Source organism: Tepidibacter hydrothermalis, assembly GCF_029542625.1.
Lineage (GTDB): Bacteria > Bacillota > Clostridia > Peptostreptococcales > Peptostreptococcaceae > Tepidibacter_A > Tepidibacter_A hydrothermalis.
The window spans coordinates 1,184,723-1,208,132 of record NZ_CP120733.1 but is presented as its reverse complement, the minus strand read 5'-3'; the positions used below and the strand labels follow the sequence as shown (position 1 = coordinate 1,208,132).

The following is a 23,410-nucleotide window of genomic DNA, read 5'->3' as shown; positions in this document are numbered from 1 at the left end:
CTGTATTACATGTGTTATCTGTATTATTATGTGTAGTACAGTTTTGATTATACACTACACTTTTTATTTTGTAAATATACAAATTTGCTTCATGCTAATTAATGACTAATGTATTCGTTGAAACACACGCTGTATATGATATAATTTATTGGTAAATTTTATTTATATTTTTTTAATGTGAGGTAATGAATATGATATATAAGGATAAAGATAAGAGTAATACAGAATTAAAAGCTGACTGCAAACAATGTTTCGGTCTATGTTGCGTAGCATTGTACTTTTCAGCTTCGGAAGGTTTTCCAGCGAATAAAGACGCGGGTAAGCCTTGCATAAACTTAGAATCAGACTTTACCTGCTCTATTCACAAAAATCTTAGAAATAAGGGACTTAAAGGTTGTACTGCTTATGACTGTCTTGGTGCTGGTCAAAAGGTAGCTCAAGTTACTTATGGAGGACATAACTGGAGACAATCTCCTGAATCTTCTAAACAAATGTTTGAGGTATTCTTAATTATGAAGCAGCTTCATGAAATGCTGTGGTATCTTACTGAAGCATTTATTCTTCAAACAGATAACAGTATCAAGAATGAGATAAATTCATTGCTAGACAAAACTGAAGGACTTACCCTTCTTGATGTTAATTCTCTATTAACACTGGATATAGAAAATCATAGAAGCAAGGTAAATGTGCTGCTTAAAAACACCAGTGAGCTGGTTCGTACTAAAGCTCAAAGTAAAAAGAAAACTCATTCAAAAAATAAAAATAGTAGCTATCATAAACTAGATTATTTTGGTGCAGACCTAAGAAAAGTTGATCTTAGAGGTGCAGATTTAAGAGGAGCATGTCTTATTGCAGCAAATCTTAGAGGAGTTGATCTGAGTGGAGCTGATCTAATTGCAGCTGATTTACGAGATGCCGATCTTAGTGGAGCCAATCTTACAAATAGTATTTTTCTTACCCAGTCGCAGATTAACACAGCTAAGGGTGATTCTAATACAAAGCTACCAACAATACTGCTTATCCCACACTATTGGTCAAAAACGAATATAATTTCCTATTCGTTATAAAAAGTTTAAACAAAAAAAAGAAAAACTTATGCATTTTATCATTTAATGCATAAGTTTTTTCTTCTCAATATTATTATTCAGTTACTAATTTTAACTCAACAGGTATGAACTTTTCTACACTCTCACCTTTTATTACTTTATCTGCATTTTCAACTCCTAAAGCACCTATTTGATCTGGTTGTTGAGCAACTGTTGCAGCCATTTTTCCTTCTTTTACTGCTGCTACAGCGTCGTCTGTTGCATCAAATCCTACAACCATAATTTCTTTTTTGCTTGTTTCTATAGCTTTTAATGCTCCTAAAGCCATTTCATCATTATGTGCAAATACTGCCTTTATGTCTGGTTGAGCTTGTAACATATTTTCCATTACTGAAAGTCCTTTTGTTCTATCAAAGTCAGCAGCTTGTTTTGCTACTACTTCTATATCACTATTATTTATAGCATCATTAAAACCTTGTCCTCTATCTCTTGTGGCAGAAGCTCCTGGTATTCCTTCAAGTTCAACCATTTTACCTTTTCCACCTAATTGCTCTACTATATATTCTCCTGCCATTTTTCCACCAGCTATATTATCAGAAGCTATATGTGTTACAACATCTCCGCCATTAGCAGCTCTATCTAATGTTATAACTGGAATATTAGCATTGTTTGCAGTTTGAACAGCATTCACTACTGCATCTGAGTCAACAGGATTTATCATTATTAAAGATACTCCTCTTGTAGTTAAATCCTCCATGTTTGCAATTTCTTTAGCAGGGTCATTCTGAGAATCAAGTACAACAAGTTCATATCCTAATTCTTTTGCCTTAGCCTCAGCTCCGTCTTTTAATGTTACAAAGAACGGATTGTTAAGAGTTGATAATACTAATCCTATTTTCTTTCCACCTTCTTGTGATGCATTGTCTTGTTGTTTTCCACATCCAGCAAGCATTCCTAAAGTTAAAATAGCAACAAGTAAAATTGAAAATATTTTTTTCATAGATATTTCCTCCCTGTTTGATTTTTTATCCGAAAGCTAAGAGTGATAATATCTCTAAACCTTCTGGATTAGTTTAATACGTTTCACTTTATATTAAGGTGTTCACCATAATATCTATTTTGATTTTCTGTCTAGCAGTACTGCAATCAATATTACTGCACCTTTTGCTATCATTTGATAGTAAGAAGATACGTTAAGAAGATTAAGTGAATTGTTTAATATTCCTATAATCAAAGCACCAACAACTGTTCCAAGTATACTTCCTTGTCCTCCTGCAAGACTTGTTCCTCCTAAAACTACAGCTGCAATAGCATCTAATTCATATCCTGAACCTGCATTTGGCTGAGCAGAAAAAAGTCTTGAAGTAACTATAATTCCTGATAACGATGCTAGTATTCCACTTATTGTATAAACCCATACCTTTAATTTAGTAGTATTTAGTCCTGATAATCTTGAAGCTTCTTCATTTCCACCTACTGCATATACATATCTTCCTAGTCTTGTTTGAGTTAATATATAGTAACATATAGCAAAGACTAAAATCATAAAATATACAGGCACTGGTATTCCTAATAATTGACCTGCTCCTAACTTTGAAAATGCCATGGCACCTTTGCTATTTCCTAATCCTATAGGTCTTCCATCAGTAAAAACTAAAGTGGCTCCTCTAAGTATTGTCATCATTGCAAGAGTTGCAATAAAAGGTTGAATTTTCCCTTTACTTATAATCAATCCACTTACTGCTCCTACTCCTCCACCTACTGCAAGTGCTATTATAATAGCTACGAACACATTCATACCTGACGCTATTAAACTTGCACAAATAGCTCCTGAAAATGCAAGTACAGAACCTACAGAAAGATCTATTCCTCCAGTTAATATTACAAACGTCATACCAGCTGCAATAACAGCATTTATAGATGTTTGCTTAAATACATTTAACATATTAGGTACTGTTAAAAATCTAGGACTTAAAAAGGAAACTATTATAGAAAATAATATAAGTCCTATTATGGATTTAAATTTCATAAGTTTTTCTTTATTCATTATTAAGCCTCCCTCACTCCGACTGCACTCTTCATTATCTTTTCTTGAGTTGCCTCGTTCATATTGAATTCTCCTGTTATTTTACCCTCATGAAGTACCAGTATTCTATCACTCATTCCTAGAATCTCAGGCATTTCTGAAGATATCATTATAATAGCTTTTCCTTGCTTTTTTAATATATTTATAAGATCATAAATTTCCTTTTTGGCTCCTACATCTACTCCTCTAGTTGGTTCATCTAGTATTAAAACTTCTGGTTGTGTCATAATAGCTTTTGCAATAGCTACTTTTTGCTGATTTCCCCCACTTAGATTTTTAATTATCTGATTGATGCTTGGAGTTTTTATAGATATTTTATTTATATAATCTTGTACATTAGTATCTTCTTTAGTTTTATCTATCTTTAATACAGTAGAAATCTTGTCTAAAGATGATATAGTCATGTTTTCCTTTACAGAAAGTCCTAATATTAATCCTTCTGACTTTCTATCCTCACATACATAAGCTATTCCTTCTTTTAATCCTTCTTTTGGAGAGTTTATGTTCACCTTTTTACCATTTATAAAAACCTCACCTGCATCTTTACCTATAGCTCCATATAAAGTTTTAGCAAGTTCCGTTCTTCCAGCTCCCATAAGTCCTGAAATCCCAACTATTTCTCCTTTTTTAACTTCAAAATTTATATCTTTTACGTATTTGTTACTCAGATTACAAACCTTTAATACTGTGTCTCCAGTTGAAGCATTTACTTTTGGAAACTGTTCTGTAAGTTTTCTACCTACCATCATTTCGATAATTTTATCTTCATCTAGGTTAGAAACCTTTTCCTCACCTATATACTTTCCATCTCTTAAAACCGTGATGTCATCACATATTTCAAATATTTCCTTTAATCTGTGAGAAATGTAAACGATTGCCTTATCTTCATTCTTAAGTTCATTTATAACTTTAAATAAACTTACTGTTTCCTTGTCTGTTAAAGCATCTGTAGGCTCATCCATTATTATTATCTTTGCATTTAAAGAAAGAGCTTTTGCTATTTCAACCATTTGTTGTTGTCCTAAACTAAGGTTTCCCAACAATTCTTTAGGACTTTTATTTACTCTTAACTTCTTTAAAAACACTTCAGCATCTTTATAAAGCTTTGACCAATCTATTTTTCCAAACGAATTTAGAGGTTCTCTTCCTAAAAATATATTTTCTCCTATAGTTAACTCTGGAATTAAATTAAGCTCTTGATGTATTATAGCTATTCCTTTTTCTTGTGCATCTTTAGGCCCTCTAATTTCTACTTTCTGCCCTTCATAATACATTTCTCCATCATTTTTCTTATAAACACCACTTAATATTTTCATTAGTGTTGATTTACCTGCTCCATTTTCTCCAAGCAGTGCCATTACTTCTCCAGTATATAACTTTAAATTTACTCCATCTAAAGCTTTTACTCCTGGGAACTCTTTAGTTATACCTCTCATCTCTAAAATTGGTTTTTTCATATTCTTCACCTCTTAAAAGACTACTCCAGATTTTAATATCACATTAGCATATGGTGTAAACTCTCCTGTTCTAACTACAGCCATAGAATCTTTTGTTATATTTTTAAATTCTTCATGTTCTACTTTTACTATTTTTATATCGTTAAATCTCTTCAACATTTCTTCATACAACTCAGGACTTACCTCTTCCATTTGAGAAGCTATAATAATTTCTTCAACTTGTAATTCCTCTAACACTGTATCTAATGTATCTAAGAATGAAGGAATTCCTTTTTTCAAAGCTAAATCTATCCTTTTAGTATTTTGAGGAATTGGAAGACCACTGTCACAAATAGTTAACATATCTGTATGCCCCATTTTAGATATAACATAGGATATTTCGCTGTTAATAAGCTTTCCTTTTTTCATTAAGCATTCCCTCCTTCGAATTTCATAACATCTTCTAAATATGGTAGTGAACTTTGCGCTCCTTCTTTTGTTACACTAAGAGCTCCAACTTTTGATGCAAAGTCTATAGCTTTATCTATATTTTCATCATTTGCCAAAGAAACTGCTACTGCTCCTGTGAAACTATCTCCTGCTGCTGTTGTATCTACTGCATTTACTTTGTATGATTTATACATTTTGTGCATATCTTTATTTATATATAAACATCCTTTTGATCCCAAAGTAACTATAAGTTCTTTAACACCTTTATTCATCAGTGTCTTTGCTGCATTTAATATATCTTCATCTTTTTTTATTTCAACTCCACTTAATATTTCAAGTTCTGTTTCATTTGGAGTTAGTAGATCTACATTTTTTATTATTTCATCTCCTAATTTAACTGCTGGAGCTGGATTTAATATTGTATATTTATTTAATTCTTTTGATTTTTCAAGTGTATATCTTACCGTATCTATTGGAACTTCAAGTTGTGCTACCACTATATCTGATTCTTTTATTGCATCCATACAATCATCTATATCATCTTTTCTTAATTCATAGTTCGCACCTGGAGCAACTACTATGCTGTTATCTGCATCTTCATTAACTGTAATAAGTGCAACACCTGATGCTATATTTTTTTCTGTCTTTACATACTCTGTATTTACTTTATCTTTTTTAAGAGAATTTAATAATTCTTTTCCAAATCCATCTTGTCCTACTTTTCCAATCATATTTACTTGTCCATTTAGTCTTGCCATAGCAACAGCTTGATTTGCTCCTTTTCCTCCTGGAACTTCTTTAAAATTTGATCCAATTACTGTTTGTCCAACCTTTGGCATTTTTTCAACGTTAACTACTAAATCCATATTTAAACTTCCTACTACAGTAATTTTTTTCATATTTTTCACCTCTTTGAAGTAGATTTTCTAACTACAATCTGTGTAGCCAAATCTATGTGTTTTATAGTTTTTTCTTTATTTTCAATTGCATTTATGAGTATCTCAATAGCTTTGTATCCCATTTCATAATTAGGTTGTCTAATTGTAGTAAGTTCTGGATCAATGAGACTTGACATATATATATCATCAAATCCTACTACACTTATATCATTTGGAACATCTAATTTCATTTCTTTTAAAGCTTTAATTGATCCTATTGCAATCAAGTCATTTCCACAAAATACACTAGTATATTTGAGTTTGCTTCCTATATCCTTTATTACTTTATATCCCCATTCACTTTTATAGCTTCCTTCTTTTATATATTCTTCCTTGAATTCTACATTAAATTCATCTAAAGCTTTCTTATATCCTTTTAATCTATCTGATGCCGTTTTATTTTCTAATGGACCTGATAAATATAATATTCTTTCATGTCCTAATTGAAGTAAATGTTTAGTTCCTTCATATCCTCCCATAAAGTTATCTACAGTAACCTTTCCTATTATGCCATCTATATTTACATCTCTATCTACTAGCACTATAGGAACAGAAAACTTCTTCTTACCTTCAAAACCTTTTCCTCTCTCAGATGCTGCAGTAAATACTATTCCATCTACCATTTTTTCAACTAACATATTGATATATTTTTCTTCTTTATCTGGATCATCATCTGTATTACAAAATATTATATTATATCCTTTTTCATTAGCCTTATCTTCAGCTCCTCTTGCAAGCTCAGGGAAAAAGGGGTTTCTTATATCTGGTATTACAAGACCTATTGTATTTGTTTTTTTAGTAACTAAACTTTTAGCTATTTTATTAGGTCTATAATTATGTTCTTCAATTAAATTTAGTACTCTTTCTCTTGTAGCATTACTTATGTCCTTATCTTTATTGTTAAGTATTTTTGACACTGTTGTTGTAGATACACCTGCAAATTTTGCAATATCTTTTATTGTAATACCCATTCTATTTTGCCTCCACTCCTTGGGTAATCGTTTTACTAAAACGTTTACCTAAGTATATCATCTCATAAAATATATTTCAATATCTTTTTTTATAGTTTTCATACAATTCTAATAATATACATGGCATAATTTTTAACGAGTACTTAATATTGTATAAAAAAAAGAAGGCTAAAAGCCTTCCTTCTACTATTCTTTAATAGTATCTGTATCTACGTATATTTTACCTAAAATATATAATCAAAAATATTTATTTGAATCATACTCCTTAATTTCTAAAACTTAATTGAGTTCTAATTTATTTTATAAAACTTTAAATATATAAAATCCTTAATAATAGTAAAATACTCTCTAAACATATAATTAACTCTTAAAAAAGTTGAACTTTTACTAGATATACCTATATTATCTATTCCAAATCCATTAGCTATCATTTTTGATCTAAATATATGGTAATCACTTGTTACTAATAAAATAGTCTTATGTAATTCTTTTTTTTCTTTTAATATATCTTTTGTATATTTTATATTCTCTATAGTAGAAGTTGATTTATCCTCTAATATAATTTTGTTAGATCCTACTCCTTTTTGAATAAGATAGTTCTTCATTGCCCGTGCCTCTGAAATCAATTCATCCTTACCTTGTCCACCAGACACTATAACATCAGTTTCATTATATTTTTTTATGTAGTCATATGCTTTATCCAACCTATTTGCAAGTATAGGTGAAACTTTATCACCTCTTAGTCCTGATCCCAGAACAACAACATAATCTATTTTTTTATCTATAATCTCATCATTCATATTAATAAATGCTAATGTTTCTATTGTTATAAAGGATATAAAAAAGCAAATAAATCCTATAATATAAATATTTTTCAAAATATTAACTCGTTTATTATTTGATCGTTTCGATAATTCAAGAATATAAATCAAACCTAATATAAGTAAAATAAATCCAGTTAAAAATAACATTCCAAATGTAAATCCAAATCTAATTAATAATACAGTTAATATAAATACTATTAATTTTATAAATTTAATTTTCATAGGTCCCTCATCTTTCTACTTTAACATCATCTTCCCCCTTCATAACATAGGGGTCTAGAATTTTTAGCTTGCAGATAAATTTTATCATACTATTAAATTCTTTTATATACTTAAGCTCTAAAACATGGAATTAATTTCAAATAAATTACAAATATTAATAACACTTAAATAAAGGTACCTAAAAAAAATATACGTTCCGTAATATGTAATAGATTAATAAATAAGGGAGGCAATATTATGAAAAAAATAGTTAGTTTTATATTGGCAGTAGCATTAATACTTCCGATGAGTTTAACATCAAGTTATGCTCATTCTAAGCACAAGTTTATTCCACCTGGATTAGCAAAAAAAGGAGGCTTACCTCCAGGAATAGCCAAAAGATTTAGAGATATAGATGAATACAAGTGGGCTGAAAAATCTATAGAAAGAATGTATCTAAAAGGTATAATAAAAGGAATGAGCGACAATGAGTTTGCACCTTCTAAAAATGTTACTAAAATAGAGTCATTAGCAATGATTATTCGTACAATGGGATGGGATGATGAAGCTGATGAATGTCTTGATTTAATAAAAAAAGGCAAAAAAAAGGATAAACTAGAAAAAAAATTACAAGATTGGGGCAAAGGATACATAGAAGTAGCTCTTGATAAAGGTTTAATTGATGAAGTTGATATATGGCAAAATAATTTTACTGCGCCTGCAACAAGACAAGAAGTAGCAAAATATATTATAAGAGCTCTAGGATATGAAAAAGAAGCACAGGAATATATGAAGGAAGACCTTAGATTTAAAGATACATCAGCTGTTCAAATAGGAAATGTTGGATATATATACTTAATAGATAAAAAAGACATTATGTCAGGATATCCAGACAATACATTTAGACCAAATCAATCAGTTAAAAGGGCAGAAATGGCTAAATTAGTTGATAACTTAGATGAAAAGTTAAACGATGAAGAAGTTGAAGAAGATGATGATAAAGATGAAGTAGAAAACAAAGATATCTTTGAAGGAAAACTAATTGAATTAGACTTAGAAGATGAAGAAATTGTTGTCAAAGTAGATAATAAAGAAAAATTATTTGAAATAGAAAACAATACAGTTATAAAAATAGATAATAAAGAAGAAAATATTGAAGATTTATATGTAGGAATGAATGTTAAAATCATAGTAGAAGATGAAAAAGTAGTTAAAGTATATGCTTATTATGATGAAGAGGAATATAAAGGTACTATTTTAAGCGTTGACATAGAAGAAAATGAGCTAGAAATAAAAATAGATGATATTGAAAAAACTTTTAAGATAGACGAAGATGCAGATATAGAATTAGATGATGAAAATGTAAAATTAGAGAAATTACAAAAAGGAATGGAAGTAGAAATAGAATTAAAAGATGGAAAAATCATTGAAATAAATGCTGAGTCTATAGAGCAAGAATATGAAGGAAAAATAGTAGAAAAGATTGAAGGAAAAATAAACAAGCTTAGTATTAAAATAGATAATACTACTGAAACTTTTGAAGTAGATGAAGATGTTGAAATCGAGTTTGAAGATGAAGAAGATGGAGAATTTAAAGATTTAAAAGTAGGTTCAGAGATTGAAATAAAAGTAGTAAATAATGTTATTGTAGAAATAGAAGTTCAAGACTAATCTTTATAAGGAACTATTTCACAATAAAGTACTATAAAATAAAGTGTGCATTTTTCCATAAAAAGGTATATGCACACTTTTTTATATATCCTTATTTTCTGTTACATATACATTTTTCTTCAAATAATTATCTAAAATATCCTTTTCATCATCTTTAATTTCATAAGTATTAGTTCTACTTCCTTTTTTATGTAAAAATTTTATTTCATTTTCCTCCCATTCATAACTTTCATATTTTCCCCAAAGTGTTAATTTACTTAATGTTCTAATACCACCCTGCTCAAATCGCACCCTTTCAACACTCAGTAAAATTAAACAAAATAATATAAGACTGGAATATATTAAAACCGATTCTCTAGCCATTCTTATTTGCATTAATCGATATTTTGCAAATACATCATCATATTCACCTGATTTTTTAACTATGCTTTCCATTCTTTGATCATTAATTATTTCATAAAATCCAATTGAATGCTCCTCTCGAAAAGATTTAGTACTGCAATATCCATGCATATTAACATAAGTACTAAAGCCAAATCCTAAAATTAAAAGCACAATGTTTACAATAGTAAACTTATTATATTCTGCTTTTATAATAACTTTATTTCTTTCTCTATATTGAACTACTGCACTATATACATAATATAAAATATATAACACACTTATCACAAAGAAAAAAATATTTTCTTTATCCATCAAATTCACTCCTATTACAAATATATTTCTTTCTTAATTTAATAACTATAAATTTTAGTTTCATCTCCCATACACTGATATTATACATGAAACATATTATTTTTCCTATTTTTTACATGTAGTTTTGCTATATATAAAAAGGCTTTAATGCATAGCATCAAAGCCTTTAATTAAAACTCTAATAAATTAATGTTCTATTTGGATATTATCTCTACTCCATCTTCAGTTACAAGAAGTGTATGCTCCCATTGTGCTGAAAGTGCTCCATCAGCTGTAAGTGCAGTCCATCCATTCTTTTTATCTACAAATATCTTATGACTTCCACCATTTATCATAGGTTCAATAGTAAATACCATTCCTGGTACTAAAAGCATACCCGTTCCTCTTTTTCCAAAATGATAAACAAACGGTTCTTCATGAATAGCAATTCCAACTCCATGTCCTCCAAACTCTCTAACTACAGAGTATCCATTACTTTCTGCATGTTCTTGAATAACTGCACCTATATCTCCTAAACAAGTTTCCCACGGTTTAATCTCATCTATTCCTTTGTATAAACACTCTTTCGTTACATCAACAAGTTTTTTAGCTTCGTCACTCACCTTGCCAATTTTAAACATTCTTGATGCATCTGAATAGTATCCATTAAGCATAGTTGTAGCATCAACATTTATGATATCTCCTTCTTTAAGAATGGTATGTTTGCTAGGTATGCCATGACACACTTCATCGTTAACTGATGTACAAATACTCTTTGGAAAACCATTGTAATTAAGATCTGCTGGTGTTCCTCCACGAGATACTGTGTACTCATGCGCTATCGTATTTATTTCCTCAGTACTCATTCCCGCTCTAATCTTCTTATTAATCTCATCTAAAAGACCATTATTAATTTTAGCACTTTCTCTTATACCTTCAATTTGTTCATTGTTTTTAATTATATGTTTTGTTGGAACTCTATATCCTTGCTGTCTTAATTTTTTTAATTTCTCATCAAAATCCACATGGCACTTTTTATATTTTAGTCCACTACCACACCAACATTTATCATTTCTATTTAAACTCATATTCCTTCTCTCCTTATTTATATATTTAACTATATGTTAAATATATTACTTAAATATCCCCTCAATGAAACCATTAAAATTCTCTATAAACAATACGATTAGATTTATATTATTTATTTAGTATACATCAAATCTCCCATTTTAATTTATTCTCCACATTTGGATATTGTTCTACAAACATTGTTTAACAAACTCAATAGGATATTGAGTACGCTTCGCTGTTTCTTCAGGAGATAGTCCTTGATTTAAAAATCGTTTTACTACACTCTCCATAGTTTCTCCAACTTCTATAATATTCATATCAGGGTCATAAAATCTAATAACCCTTTGCCCCCATGAATGTTCTATTAATCTATGAATATACTGTATCTGATTAATATTTTTTAATTTTTCTATGAAATCATCTATGTTTTCTTCCTCAAAATACAGTTCAAAATTATTTGATTTAGTACTTATATCACTTTCATTTATGGTAATCCTATTTGCAAAATGCGATTTTAATTGTATAGCAAAATCACCTTCGTACATTATATTTTCTCCAAAGTCATATTTTACTTTCTGATTTAACACATTTTCATAAAAATTTCTAGCAACATCAATATCAGCAACAACTATAAGGGGACACTTAAATTTCATTTATTCTCCTCCTTGTGTCTAAATTAATCTTTATTTTAAATAAAACTAACACTTCACTAGGTATATTTTAACACAATATACAGTTATTGTTTAATTTTATATATAACTTTTTTTATAGGAAAAAAGAAGTGGAATTTAAAAATTTCACTTCTTTCTTTATAGTTAACTTATTATTTTTTAATTCTTATCTACTTTTTTAACTCTTTAATATTATTTTCAAACATTTCTATCTTATTATCTTTTTGAAGTTGATCCATTTTTCCTTTGTATGAATCTCGTTCTATAGTATCCTTTATTTGATTCTTAACCTCTTCAAAAGGTCTAATTTCATCAACTCTATCCATAACCTTTATTATATGGTATCCAAATTGAGTTTCTACTAAATTAGATATTTCTCCAGCCTTAAGTTCAAACGTCGCCTTTTCAAACTCTGGAACCATAACACCCTTTCCGAAGTATCCAAGATTTCCTCCGTTAATTCCAGAAACAGTATCTTCAGAGTATGTTTTAGCTAAATATGCAAAGTCTTCTCCATTCTTAGCTCTTACTAATATGTCCTCTGCTTTTTTCTTTGCTATTTTTTTATCTTGATCAGACAAAGGTTTCATACTATCATCAACACTTTTAAATAATATATGAGAAGCTTTTGCTTCTTCTCTTTTATATTGCTCTTTGTTTTTTTCGTAGTACACTTTTAGTTTTTCATCATTTAATTGTAACGATGTTATATAGCTGTCTTTGTATTTAGATATTAACATATCTTTTTTAAATTGATTTTTTAAAAATTTATCGTCTATACCATTGTCTTCTAAGTACTTCTTAAATTGTTGATTTAATTCAACTTGAGTTTTAAACTCTTTAAATTGTTCTTCTACATCTTTATCCTCTACATTTATATTTTCCTTTTGAGCTGCCTGATAAACTAATTCATCATCGATCATATTATTAAGAACTTGTTCTTTTATAACCTCTATCACAGTTTTTCCTTTTTCAACTTCTACATTCCATATATCAGGTCCATATATTGCCTCAAAATTCTTTTTATACATAGCTAGAGCCTTTTCATACTCACTAACAGTTATTACTGTATCGTTCACCTTAGCCACTACATCTTTTGATTCTTTATAAGTAAATCCTGTAATAGAAAACACCATCAAACCCATAAGTAGTGCTGCTATTATTTTTTTCATATCGAACATCCTCTCATTTTTAAGGCTATTATATCATCTTTTATAACATATTTACAATTTGTAATTTAATAAACGATATCTCTTATATACTCATATTATCCATGTAATACTGATTCTACTGAATCGAAGTTTTTAACTAATATATACTAATTATTCGTTTATATAAGTACCTACTATTTCCCCATAATATAATACATGATAATCGTCAGTTGAATATTTTTTTTCTTTTATTTCACTGTCTATTATACATTTAGGATCCATTTCTTGTTTGTAAACTATTTTACACTCAATATGAAGATCACATTCTTCTATTATAGGTGAATTTATGTTTTTGCTATCTACTGCATGTATATTAGATTCTTTAAATTTATCTATATCTCTACCTGATTTAGTTCCACATATACTTAATGCTTCTTTTAACTGTCCTTTTAGTGGAAAACTTACAGAAAAATCTTTAGCATTTTCTATTAATTTATATGTATGTCTTGAGTATCTTACCATGGCAGTAAAAACAGGCTTATTCCACATAAAACCTAAATTTCCCCAAGCTATTGTCATTGTATTTACATTTCCATCATTATCTTTAACATTTAAAAAAGCTCCCTTTTGAAGCTGATCCAAAAGTTCTTTTGATAATTCATTATATTTTATTTCCTTCACAAAAATCACTCCTTAAAATTTGTTATTCTATACAGAATTTAATATATATTAAATTTACCACTTAGTAACAAAACCATCAAGCTAAGAAATATATTTTCTTTAAATAGTTTTTCACAATCAAAAATCCTAGTCGCGAGTAACTCTTGTCGTTGGATAAGCTAATTGAATATCCTCTTCATCTCTAAATATTCTAAGAATATCTTCCCATATATCATTCACCGTATTACGCATTTGACGTGGTGGACACAAGTATCTCATAGTTAACTGTATTCCACTTTCTTTAACGTCTGTATATACAATTGGAGTTAAATTATTGTAATGAATCATATAATTCTTTTTTGCTTCATCTACACTTCTAGAGGCTTCATCGGATAAGTGCAAAGAATGTTTATTGCTTACATCCGTCAAAATTGTTTTAGCTTTTTCCCAATCACTTTCAAAAGTAATAAGTACCTTTATTTCACTCCAAATATATTTAAACCCTTTGTTATAATTAATTAGAGAATGTGAAAAAATGTAATGGTTTGGAATAATAGCAATACGCCCTGTACTCTGTTCTCCATTCTCAAAAGATGATACCTCCATTAAACTAAACTGAAACATCCTTATATCAATAACATCCCCTTTTTGATTATTTATACTTATACGATCACTTACTTTAAATGGTTTTTTTATAATGATAAATACCCATGCTGCAATATTTGAAAATAGATTTTTTAAAGCAATAGCAATACCAGCTGATACAAGCCCTAAATAGGTTGTTAAACTAGTTCCAGAATTCGACCAAAGAAATATACAAACAACAACAAAGATAGAACTAAAAAAATAATACACTCTTTTTCTAACTAAATAATACTTATTATTATCATCAATATTATTATAAATAATATGGTTAATGATTTTAATACTTAACATAATAGCTATAAAAGCTATTATGGTCCAGAAAACCTTTATCACCAAATCATTTCCATTTATATATGTCAAAATTGAATTCATTAGTATAACTCCTTCCAATATAGATTATCATTTATATACATACTATATCGGCTTTAACTAAATTATTCTATATTTTTTATATAATGAAAAAACAATAAAAAATATTATTTACTAATCCACTTTCTTGCTATTTAAAAACTTTATCAAAATCAATTTTAGTAACTTCACCCAAAATAAATGATACAAACTCTTCAGCTAAGATTTCTTCTGGTTGATTTAAAAGAAATGCTTTTTCATTTTCTTCTACATTAAGCTCAGTTATATCATAAAGTATGCTTCCAGAACTATATACTCCTGCTTCCTCAATTATCTCGATATACTTTAATTCAATACTCTTGAAAATATCTACACTTGTGTCAATTTCACTAAGATTTTTATTCAAAGTAATAATTGGTGAAACATTGCATTTTACTCCATTTCTTCTTACAACTCTAAACGAATCAATAAATGGACAATCGGGATTAACAAGATATAATATATCAAGTTTCTTAGATAACTCTATTGGATTTATTAACTCATATCCAATTAAACTATATATACTTTTTTTTAACATTCTATTTGTTCTCGTAATAATATGAAATATTTCATGAAGTATTAACCTAACTAGCCTATTAGTTTCATATTTAATTTTGTTAGGTGGCAAATATATAGTATTTCCTCTTGTATAAGCACTATTATATTCATCTCTTCCATCTGTCTTAGCCAAGTTAATCTTTAGATGTATATTACTCATTTTCTTCTCTATAGCCGCATTACATAAATCTAAAATAAATTCCAATTTGTTTTTTTCATATACTTCCCACTCCTGTACCGTTGTACCCAAATGTTTAATATATTGATGCATTGTCACTTCTGAGTGAGATGACATCTTCATCATCATTTCAAATATATTTACAGCTTGAATAAAATCATCTTTCTTTGTAATCTCATTAAAAGCTTCTTGCTTTGATAGGATTTTGTAATTCATCAAACTTCTCCTTTTAGATATTATATATACTCTGTCTAATAATACACGTTAAAATTCTATCTTAATTGTAAACCCCTATAATCCATTTGAAATAATTTTATTTCCTAATATATTCATCAATTCTTTTTTTGTAGATAGTTGTCCGCAAAATATTTCATACTCTTTACTTCCAACTTCCATATAAAAATTAGAACCAAAGTTATCTGTAATACTCTTTATTCCTTCTATATCATATAACTTATTTCCTATTACTAAAATATTTTCTCTATACATAACCTTATATTTGATATACATATTTATTTTCATTGAAATATATTGGACTATCATAACTATTACTATATTAATGAACATTGTCATAAAAAACCCTGTTCTAATAATCGTACCTATATTTATGCACCATGCTATAGCAATTAAACCCATAAAAAGTATGCAGTATTTTACTATCGATGACTTTCCATAAGGTTTTATATAATTCAAATCTAAATCCTTTACTCTATACTCTACTATTTTTCCCTCTATAAAACTAAGAATTATAACTAATACATTCATATATATATATATACAAATCGTTAAGTTAGACCCATTTACTGCTCCTATATTTTCATACCTTTTAATATTCATAAAAACTAGTGCTATTCCTAATAATATAATCAAATATTTAAAAATAGACTCTCTTATCTTAATAATTCTTTTCATATGATTTCCCTTCTTTATTTAAATAATCATCTAAAATCTTCTTTTCATCTTTATTGATCTAATACCATCAATTTCAAACCTAGCCCTACCTACACTAAATATTATCAAATAAGAAGATGCCATTATTATATTGTACATCAACATTAATTTACATCTTCTTGTTGTTCTTAAGCTCCATATTCTTTATCCAAAAGCACCTTAAACTTCTTTTTTAGTTTTTATTTAGATTCTTCCATAGATATCGTAATGGTTTTAAAAGAAAATGACCAATCCACGCTGCTAACATCATATAAATTCTTATAATAACCATATATATTATGACAACAATGAAAATTTTTATAGTAAGATTTAAAATATCCATATATTATTTCACATCCTTTTAGAAAGTTTAAATGAATTCATATTGATATCTTAACTTTCCAATGCATTCTGTTTCATTACATATAGCCAACTTCACAGTCCTCTTCTATTTTAATTTAGCGGTAACTTCCTTCAGATCTTTTAACGTCAACATTAGTAATACCATGTACGTATAAAAAATCTTGAATATCACGTTCATTTGAAGGATTTTTAGGTCCTAATATTATTTCTTTAAAAGCTTTGCTTTCGCTACCTTTGACATTCTTATTACTTAAACTCAATTCTATATACGGTGCTAATCCATATTTTGAAAATCTGTAATCTACTTTAAAAGGAAAATCTTTGATTATTTTTTCATAGAGATGCTCTTTAAAAACCTCTTTATTTAAAACAACTACAAATCTAATTTCCTCTTCTTCTCTATAAAAATCCTTTTTATATTGAGAAGCACAACATGCTAATTTAGCAGTGAATGGGCTAACTTCCTGATTAGTTATTTTTTTATTTTTTCCTTTAAATTCTTTTAATAAAGATTCTATATATTTGATATATTTATCTTCATCATAGTATATAGAATCACAATACAAAGAATCTTTATCAAAATAATCATTTACTTTATTAAAATCTATCAGTTTATTCTTATCAAACCCAATACAAAAACCTGCCCCATCATCCCCATAAGCTCTCCATTGACTAAGCAAATCTCTTTTTTTAGAAAATGAACATGAAAAAGCAATATGTTGTTCGAAACCTAACTCTAAAGATTCTTTTAAATCTCCAACTAATTCCTCATATTTTTCAGGTATTATATTCTTGCCATACTTAAGCTCTTCATAATCATTCATTTTAGTTAAATCTGACATCCATAGTTTTTGAGACTTTATTACTTTTAAAAAAGTATCAGAACTGCAATAATGATATATTGTATCACAAATAATAAACCCCTCCTCTTACTGGTAAACTTTAATTCATAATGTATATAAAAAACTTTCCCCCAAAATAATGCACTTTAAAATGTTAGCTACTTTTGGTTAACATTTTACTATAAAACTTAGATTATGCTGTTAAAATATACGTTGAAAAAGTTCGTTGTCTGACCGTAGGGAGTTTAGAACTTTTAGAATATTTTAACAGCATAATCTGTAGTTTTATTAAAACGTTGACAAAGTAGCGTTATTTTAATGTGTATTATTTTGATGCCTAAGCACAAACCCTAGGTCTACATTCCTATTGTATATACATAATATATCAAATCACACTAAATTATTCCATATTTCTTTATTATAGGGCAATAAAAAAGACCCTGATATATAACATATCAAAGTCTTAAACTACCATTATCTTTTAACTACAACAGCAGTACCCATTCCACCACCAATGCACAAAGTAGCAAGCCCATAACTACATTCCCTTCTCTTCATCTCATGAAGAAGTGTCACAAATATTCTAGCACCAGATGCTCCTATTGGATGACCTAAAGCTATTGCTCCACCATTTACATTTACCTTTCTCATATCAAAATTCAACTCTTTTGCAACAGCTATAGACTGTGCTGCAAAAGCCTCATTAGCTTCTATCAAATCCATATCATCAATGCTCAAATTAGCCTTACCTAAAGCATTCTTAACAGCATCAACTGGTCCTATTCCCATTATAGATGGGTCTACCCCCTTTGATGCATAACTAACTATAGTTGCCAAAGGTTCAAGCCCTAACTCTTCACACTTTTCCTTACTCATTATAACAAGAGCTGCTGCACCATCATTTATTCCAGATGCGTTTGCAGCCGTTACCGTTCCATCCTTTTTGAAGGCCGGTCTTAATTTTTGTACTTTTTCTAATTTAGCACCATACTTTATAAACTCATCCTTATCAAATACTATAGGATCTTTTTTTCTTTGAGGAATAATAACAGGAACTATTTCATCATCAAACTTTCCATCTAGCTGTGCTTTTTCAGCCTTATTTTGAGACTTAACAGCAAATTCATCCTGCTCTTCTCTAGTTATAGAATACTTTGAAGCTAAATTCTCAGCAGTAATTCCCATATGGTAGTTATTAAAAGCATCCCAGAGCCCATCCTTTATCATCATATCCTTTACATCAGAATCACCCATTCTATAACCCCATCTAGCATTTTGAAGTATATAAGGTGATTTTGACATATTTTCAACTCCACCTACTACAACTATATCATTGTCCCCAGATAATATAGTTTGAGCAGCAAGTGACACACTTCTAAGACCTGAACCACATACTTTATTTATAGTTATAGCTGGAATGCTCTCTGGAATATCTGCATCTATAGAGCATTGTCTAGCTATATTTTGACCAAGACCACCTTGAAGAACACATCCAAATATAACTTCATCAACTTCATTTGAATCCACATTAGCTTTTTTTAAAGCTTCTTTAATAACCAAAGTTCCAAGATTTCTAGCTTCTATATCCTTAAGTGATCCTCCATAATTTCCTATAGGTGTTCTAACTGCCGAGACAACTACAGCTTCTTTCATCTAGCATCCCCCTTAATATTTATAGAATCCATTTTTTGTTTTTCTTCCCAATAAATTGCCCCTAACCATCTTTTTAAGAAGAGTATGAGGTCTATACTTGTCATCTCCAAATTCTTTATGTAGTACCTCCATTATGAATAAAACAACATCATTTCCTATAAGGTCAGATAACTCAAGAGGTCCCATAGGATGGCCTGCACCTAACTTCATCGCCTTATCTATTTCTTCCTTAGTGGCTATTCCATCTCCCAAAATACCTATAGCTTCATTAATCATAGGTACTAATATTCTATTAACTATAAATCCTGGAGCCTCTTTTACCATAACAGGATCCTTACTTATTTGATTACATAATTCATGAACCTTATCTACAGTCTCTTGTGATGATGCTACTCCCTCTATTATTTCAACTAATTTCATAACTGGAGCAGGATTGAAAAAATGCATTCCTATTACCTTATCAGGTCTTTTTGTGGAAAGAGCTATTTCCGTTATACTAAGAGATGATGTATTAGTAGCAAGTATTGTATCTTCTTTAACTACTTCATCTAATTTTTTAAACAATTCTTTTTTTACTTCCATATTCTCAACTATGGCTTCAACTACAATATCACATTCCTTTAATTCATCTATTTCAACACAAATATTAAGTTTTTCTAGAATAGCTTCTTTATCTTCTAATGTTATTTTTTCTTTTTTAACTTTTCTATCTAAATTTTTATCTATAATATTAAATCCATTTTTTATTTCACTTTCACTAATTCCGTTTAATATAACCTCATATCCTTTTTCTATAAAAACCTGTGCAATGCCACTTCCCATAGTTCCAGTTCCTATTACCCCAATCTTCATGAAAATCCCCCCTATTTATTTAAAAAGTTTGCCTTTCTTTTTTCATCAAATGCACTCATGCCCTCTTTTTGATCTGTCGTGCTAAAACAAGTACTAAAGCATTCAACCTCATAATCAGTGCATAGATTTTTGTTATAAGCAAAATTTATAGCTTTTTTAGCTTGTTTTACAGCAATAGGAGCTTTTTTAATTATCTTATTTGCCATTTCTATTGATTCTTTTATAGGATCTTCTTCTATTTTATTTAAAATACCTATTCTTAAAGCCTCTTTTGAACCTATCATATCCCCTGTATATATCATTTCTTTAGCTTTTGAAATTCCTACAACATTTGATAATCTTTGTGTTGCTCCAAACCCTGGAATTATGCCAAGTCCAACCTCTGGTTGTGCAAATTTAGACTTTTCATTTCCTATTCTAATATCACAAGCTAGTGCCAGTTCTAATCCTCCACCTAAGCAGTATCCATTTATAGCACCTATTACAACCTTTTGTAAGTTCTCTATTTTTTTAAATACCTTATTTCCGAGTTTTGAAAATCTCATAGCTTCAACACAATTCATAGCTTTCATTTGTTTAATATCAGCTCCAGCTACAAAAGCTTTCTCACCTTCACCAGATATTATTAATACATGAAGATTTTTATCTTTTTCTATTTCATCTAAAAATATGTCTAACTCATTCAAAGTCTCTTTATTTAAACTATTCATATACTTGGCTCTATTTATTTTTAAAATGCCTATATTTTCATTAACCTTTTCATATAATAAATTCTCCATAGTATCCCCCTTTATATAATTTGTTTATTAACCATTTCTGTAACTGCAAATGTTGCTACATCATCTGCATATTTTCCAGCACCAAATCCAGCATCATATCCAAGTTCTTTAGCTAATTCATGATCTATTCTAGCTCCACCACATATCAAAACAACTTTATCCCTTAAACCCTCTGCCTCTAATATTTCTACTAAATTAGTTAGGTTTTGTATGTGTACATTTTTTTGAGTTACAGTTTGAGATACCAAAAGTACATCTGCTTTAAGCTCTATAGCTTTTTTTATAAATTCTTCATTAGGAACCTGACTTCCAAGGTTATATGCTTCTATCATGTCGTATCTTTCAAGACCATAATGTCCTGCATATCCCTTCATATTCATTATTGCATCTATTCCAACAGTATGAGCATCAGTTCCAGTGCTAGCTCCTATGATTACTACTTTTCTTTTTATATGATCACTTATATATTCATCTACCTCTTTCATAGTCATTGTATCTACTTCCACAGTTTCAACATGTACGCTGGTATAATCAACAGTATGATTCAAACTTCCATATACAACGTAATAGGTGAACTCTTTATCTAAACTTCCATGGTAAGCTACTGATGGTTCACTAAGCCCCATTTTTGAAGCAAGTATCTTTGCGCATTCTATACCTTTTTCATCATCTTGTACAGGAAGAGTAAAGCTTAATTGAACTTTTCCATCGTTCATTGTATCTCCATAAGGCTTTACTTTTGTTAAATCAAGAGTCTTATCAAAATCCTTACTATCCATAGAGTAAAGTCCACCACTCATTATCTCTTCCCTCCCAACATAATATCTATAAATGGATTGAAATATTTGCTATCCTTTTCTATAACCCCATCAAGTCCTTTACCTGAATCTATAGGTCTTTTTATTCCAGCAAAAGTTCCTCTTTCTAATGTCTTGAACAATCCTTGTGATTCTATTTCTTTTAATAATTCATACGCTTTATTAAGAACCTCATCTGCTCTTTTTTCCATTATTCCACCTTTTTTAAATGTTATTTCCTCTCCTAAAGAGCTCATATTGTTGAATACATATCTAGCATTTTCTATTGCAAGTGCTCTATCAGCCATAAAAGGTGTATGAAGTGCCTCTGTTAACATCCCTAAAAGGTGGATTTTTTGGTTCGTCATTATAGTTATCATATTGAACATAGCATCTTGTATATGTCCTTTAAATATATTACCTGTCATGAACTTTGTAGGTGGCATATATTTAAGAGGTGCCTTTGGAAATATCTCTCTAGCCATTTGAGCTTGTGCAAGCTCTAATAAAAATCCATCCTTTATATCAGGATGCATCTCAAATGCATGACCCAGTCCCATAAGTTCCTCAGGAAGTCCTGCAACCAGTGCAAATTGTTCATTTATAAATTGAGATGCAAGTACAGTATGAGCTTCCTCTACTGCATCTGAAGTAGTCAAATAGTTATCTTCACCTGTATTTATGATTACACCTGCATATCCATTTATAGCTCTTGAGAAATACTGATCTATCATTGTTCGTTTCATATTTATATCTCTAAATAATATTCCATATAAAGCATCATTTAGCATTACATCTAATCTCTCAATAGCTCCCATGGCAGCAATCTCCGGCATACAAAGCCCAGAACAATAATTACAAACTCGTATATATCTTCCAAGCTCTTCCCCAACCTCATCAAGAGCCTCTCTCATTAGTCTAAAGTTTTCTTGTGTTGCATAAGTGCCACCAAAGCCTTCAGTAGTGGCACCATATGGAACATAATCAAGAAGACTCTGCCCTGTAGTTCTTATAACAGCTATAATATCTGCTCCTTGTTTTGCAGCAGCCTTTGCCTGAGTTATATCTTCATATATATTTCCAGTAGCAACTATTACATACAAATATGGTCCTTCCTTATCTGAGAATGTATTTAAATACTCTTCTCTTTTCATCTTATTAGCATCTATCTTATCCATAGTTTCTTTTACCGTGGACAATAGATTCATCTTTATATCAAACAAATCATGAATAGGAATTTTAGTTATATCTATCTCTTTTTTGCTAATTCTCTTTGCTACCTCCTGAGCACTTATCTCATAAGTAAGCATTGCATTCCCAATGAATAAAGCAGCTCCTAAAGACAACATATTTTGACTCTTTATACTGTCTACAACTATATTTGAAAGTGGTACACCGTATTCATCAACTCCATCTATTCCTAATAACCTACATACAGTTCTCTCAACTGCTACTGTAGTATGATTATCTATAAACCCCTGAACATCATTTGCAATATTTTTAGCACATTGCCTAGCTTTATCTACAATCTCAAAATCTAAATTAAGTTTACTTTCCATTTATTTTTCTCCCCCC

Annotated in this window: 23 protein-coding genes and 1 pseudogene; 2 read left to right on the top strand and 22 right to left on the bottom strand. The window is 29.4% G+C overall.

All coding sequences use genetic code 11. The annotated features are described in order from the left end of the window. Nucleotides 1-191 precede the first annotated feature (191 nt). Nucleotides 192-1,067, top strand: coding sequence for a pentapeptide repeat-containing protein (locus tag P4S50_RS05275; RefSeq protein ID WP_277733565.1), 876 nt, complete (start codon nt 192-194; stop codon nt 1,065-1,067). Between the two features lie 73 nt (nt 1,068-1,140). Here the strand turns inward: P4S50_RS05275 and rbsB are convergent, their stop codons facing one another. From rbsB to P4S50_RS05235, 8 genes and pseudogenes are all read right to left on the bottom strand, one after another. Beyond that, the gene (rbsB, locus tag P4S50_RS05270; protein WP_277733564.1) at nt 1,141-2,046 is read right to left on the bottom strand and encodes a ribose ABC transporter substrate-binding protein RbsB; all 906 of its coding nucleotides are present in this window, start codon (nt 2,044-2,046) and stop codon (nt 1,141-1,143) included. 114 nt (nt 2,047-2,160) lie between these two features. Next, nucleotides 2,161-3,093 carry a ribose ABC transporter permease gene (rbsC, locus tag P4S50_RS05265; RefSeq protein WP_277733562.1) on the bottom strand — a complete coding sequence of 311 codons (933 nt, stop codon included), beginning with the start codon at nt 3,091-3,093 and terminating at the stop codon, nt 2,161-2,163. 2 nt (nt 3,094-3,095) lie between these two features. Next, complete coding sequence (rbsA, locus tag P4S50_RS05260; RefSeq protein WP_277733561.1) at nt 3,096-4,589, bottom strand: ribose ABC transporter ATP-binding protein RbsA; 1,494 nt, start codon at nt 4,587-4,589, stop codon at nt 3,096-3,098. Nucleotides 4,590-4,601: 12 nt separating this feature from the next. Next, nucleotides 4,602-4,997, bottom strand: coding sequence for a D-ribose pyranase (rbsD, locus tag P4S50_RS05255; protein WP_277733560.1), 396 nt, complete (start codon nt 4,995-4,997; stop codon nt 4,602-4,604). Beyond that, complete coding sequence (gene rbsK / locus P4S50_RS05250) at nt 4,997-5,917, bottom strand: ribokinase (RefSeq protein WP_277733559.1); 921 nt, start codon at nt 5,915-5,917, stop codon at nt 4,997-4,999. Before rbsK ends, rbsD begins: the two co-directional genes overlap by 1 nt. A gap of 5 nt (nt 5,918-5,922) precedes the next feature. Next, complete coding sequence (locus tag P4S50_RS05245) at nt 5,923-6,738, bottom strand: substrate-binding domain-containing protein (RefSeq protein ID WP_277734677.1); 816 nt, start codon at nt 6,736-6,738, stop codon at nt 5,923-5,925. 51 nt (nt 6,739-6,789) lie between these two features. Beyond that, nucleotides 6,790-6,936: pseudogene (locus P4S50_RS05240) on the bottom strand (LacI family DNA-binding transcriptional regulator); the annotation flags it as partial. Between the two features lie 281 nt (nt 6,937-7,217). Next, nucleotides 7,218-7,973: a YdcF family protein gene (locus tag P4S50_RS05235; protein ID WP_277733558.1), complete on the bottom strand. Its 756-nt coding sequence runs from the start codon at nt 7,971-7,973 to the stop codon at nt 7,218-7,220. Nucleotides 7,974-8,210: 237 nt separating this feature from the next. Here P4S50_RS05235 and P4S50_RS05230 point away from each other — a divergent pair, with 237 nt between their 5' ends. Beyond that, nucleotides 8,211-9,623: an S-layer homology domain-containing protein gene (locus tag P4S50_RS05230; protein ID WP_277733557.1), complete on the top strand. Its 1,413-nt coding sequence runs from the start codon at nt 8,211-8,213 to the stop codon at nt 9,621-9,623. 81 nt (nt 9,624-9,704) lie between these two features. Here P4S50_RS05230 and P4S50_RS05225 read toward each other — a convergent pair whose 3' ends face one another. From P4S50_RS05225 to kamD, 14 genes are all read right to left on the bottom strand, one after another. Beyond that, entirely contained in the window at nt 9,705-10,319 is a 615-nt protein-coding gene (locus P4S50_RS05225; RefSeq protein ID WP_277733556.1) for a hypothetical protein, read from the bottom strand. A gap of 194 nt (nt 10,320-10,513) precedes the next feature. After that, a complete protein-coding gene (locus P4S50_RS05220) occupies nt 10,514-11,386 on the bottom strand; it encodes a methionyl aminopeptidase (protein WP_277733555.1) in 873 nt (290 codons plus the stop codon). A gap of 171 nt (nt 11,387-11,557) precedes the next feature. Beyond that, nucleotides 11,558-12,022, bottom strand: a complete 465-nt coding sequence (locus tag P4S50_RS05215) for a VOC family protein (RefSeq protein WP_277733553.1) — start codon at nt 12,020-12,022, stop codon at nt 11,558-11,560. A 188-nt stretch (nt 12,023-12,210) separates the two neighbouring features. Further along, on the bottom strand, nt 12,211-13,212 hold the full coding sequence (locus tag P4S50_RS05210) for a peptidylprolyl isomerase (protein ID WP_277733552.1): 1,002 nt from the start codon (nt 13,210-13,212) through the stop codon (nt 12,211-12,213). 150 nt (nt 13,213-13,362) lie between these two features. Further along, complete coding sequence (locus P4S50_RS05205) at nt 13,363-13,872, bottom strand: flavin reductase family protein (RefSeq protein WP_277733551.1); 510 nt, start codon at nt 13,870-13,872, stop codon at nt 13,363-13,365. Between the two features lie 126 nt (nt 13,873-13,998). After that, nucleotides 13,999-14,868: a mechanosensitive ion channel family protein gene (locus P4S50_RS05200; RefSeq protein WP_277733549.1), complete on the bottom strand. Its 870-nt coding sequence runs from the start codon at nt 14,866-14,868 to the stop codon at nt 13,999-14,001. A 127-nt stretch (nt 14,869-14,995) separates the two neighbouring features. Next, nucleotides 14,996-15,835 (bottom strand): hypothetical protein, encoded by an 840-nt coding sequence (locus tag P4S50_RS05195; RefSeq protein WP_277733548.1) that lies wholly within the window; start codon nt 15,833-15,835, stop codon nt 14,996-14,998. Between the two features lie 75 nt (nt 15,836-15,910). After that, a complete protein-coding gene (locus tag P4S50_RS05190) occupies nt 15,911-16,531 on the bottom strand; it encodes a hypothetical protein (RefSeq protein ID WP_277733546.1) in 621 nt (206 codons plus the stop codon). Between the two features lie 476 nt (nt 16,532-17,007). Beyond that, on the bottom strand, nt 17,008-17,736 hold the full coding sequence (locus P4S50_RS05185) for a DUF2971 domain-containing protein (RefSeq protein ID WP_277733545.1): 729 nt from the start codon (nt 17,734-17,736) through the stop codon (nt 17,008-17,010). Between the two features lie 492 nt (nt 17,737-18,228). Further along, nucleotides 18,229-19,407 carry an acetyl-CoA C-acetyltransferase gene (locus tag P4S50_RS05180; RefSeq protein WP_277733544.1) on the bottom strand — a complete coding sequence of 393 codons (1,179 nt, stop codon included), beginning with the start codon at nt 19,405-19,407 and terminating at the stop codon, nt 18,229-18,231. 12 nt (nt 19,408-19,419) lie between these two features. Continuing rightward, nucleotides 19,420-20,259: a 3-hydroxybutyryl-CoA dehydrogenase gene (locus P4S50_RS05175; RefSeq protein ID WP_277733543.1), complete on the bottom strand. Its 840-nt coding sequence runs from the start codon at nt 20,257-20,259 to the stop codon at nt 19,420-19,422. 11 nt (nt 20,260-20,270) lie between these two features. After that, nucleotides 20,271-21,038 carry an enoyl-CoA hydratase-related protein gene (locus P4S50_RS05170; RefSeq protein ID WP_277733542.1) on the bottom strand — a complete coding sequence of 256 codons (768 nt, stop codon included), beginning with the start codon at nt 21,036-21,038 and terminating at the stop codon, nt 20,271-20,273. An 11-nt stretch (nt 21,039-21,049) separates the two neighbouring features. Then, nucleotides 21,050-21,838: a lysine 5,6-aminomutase subunit beta gene (kamE, locus tag P4S50_RS05165; RefSeq protein WP_277733541.1), complete on the bottom strand. Its 789-nt coding sequence runs from the start codon at nt 21,836-21,838 to the stop codon at nt 21,050-21,052. Next, on the bottom strand, nt 21,838-23,394 hold the full coding sequence (kamD, locus tag P4S50_RS05160) for a lysine 5,6-aminomutase subunit alpha (protein ID WP_277733538.1): 1,557 nt from the start codon (nt 23,392-23,394) through the stop codon (nt 21,838-21,840). The genes kamE and kamD overlap by 1 nt, the downstream gene beginning before the upstream one ends. Between the last annotated feature and the right edge of the window lie 16 nt (nt 23,395-23,410).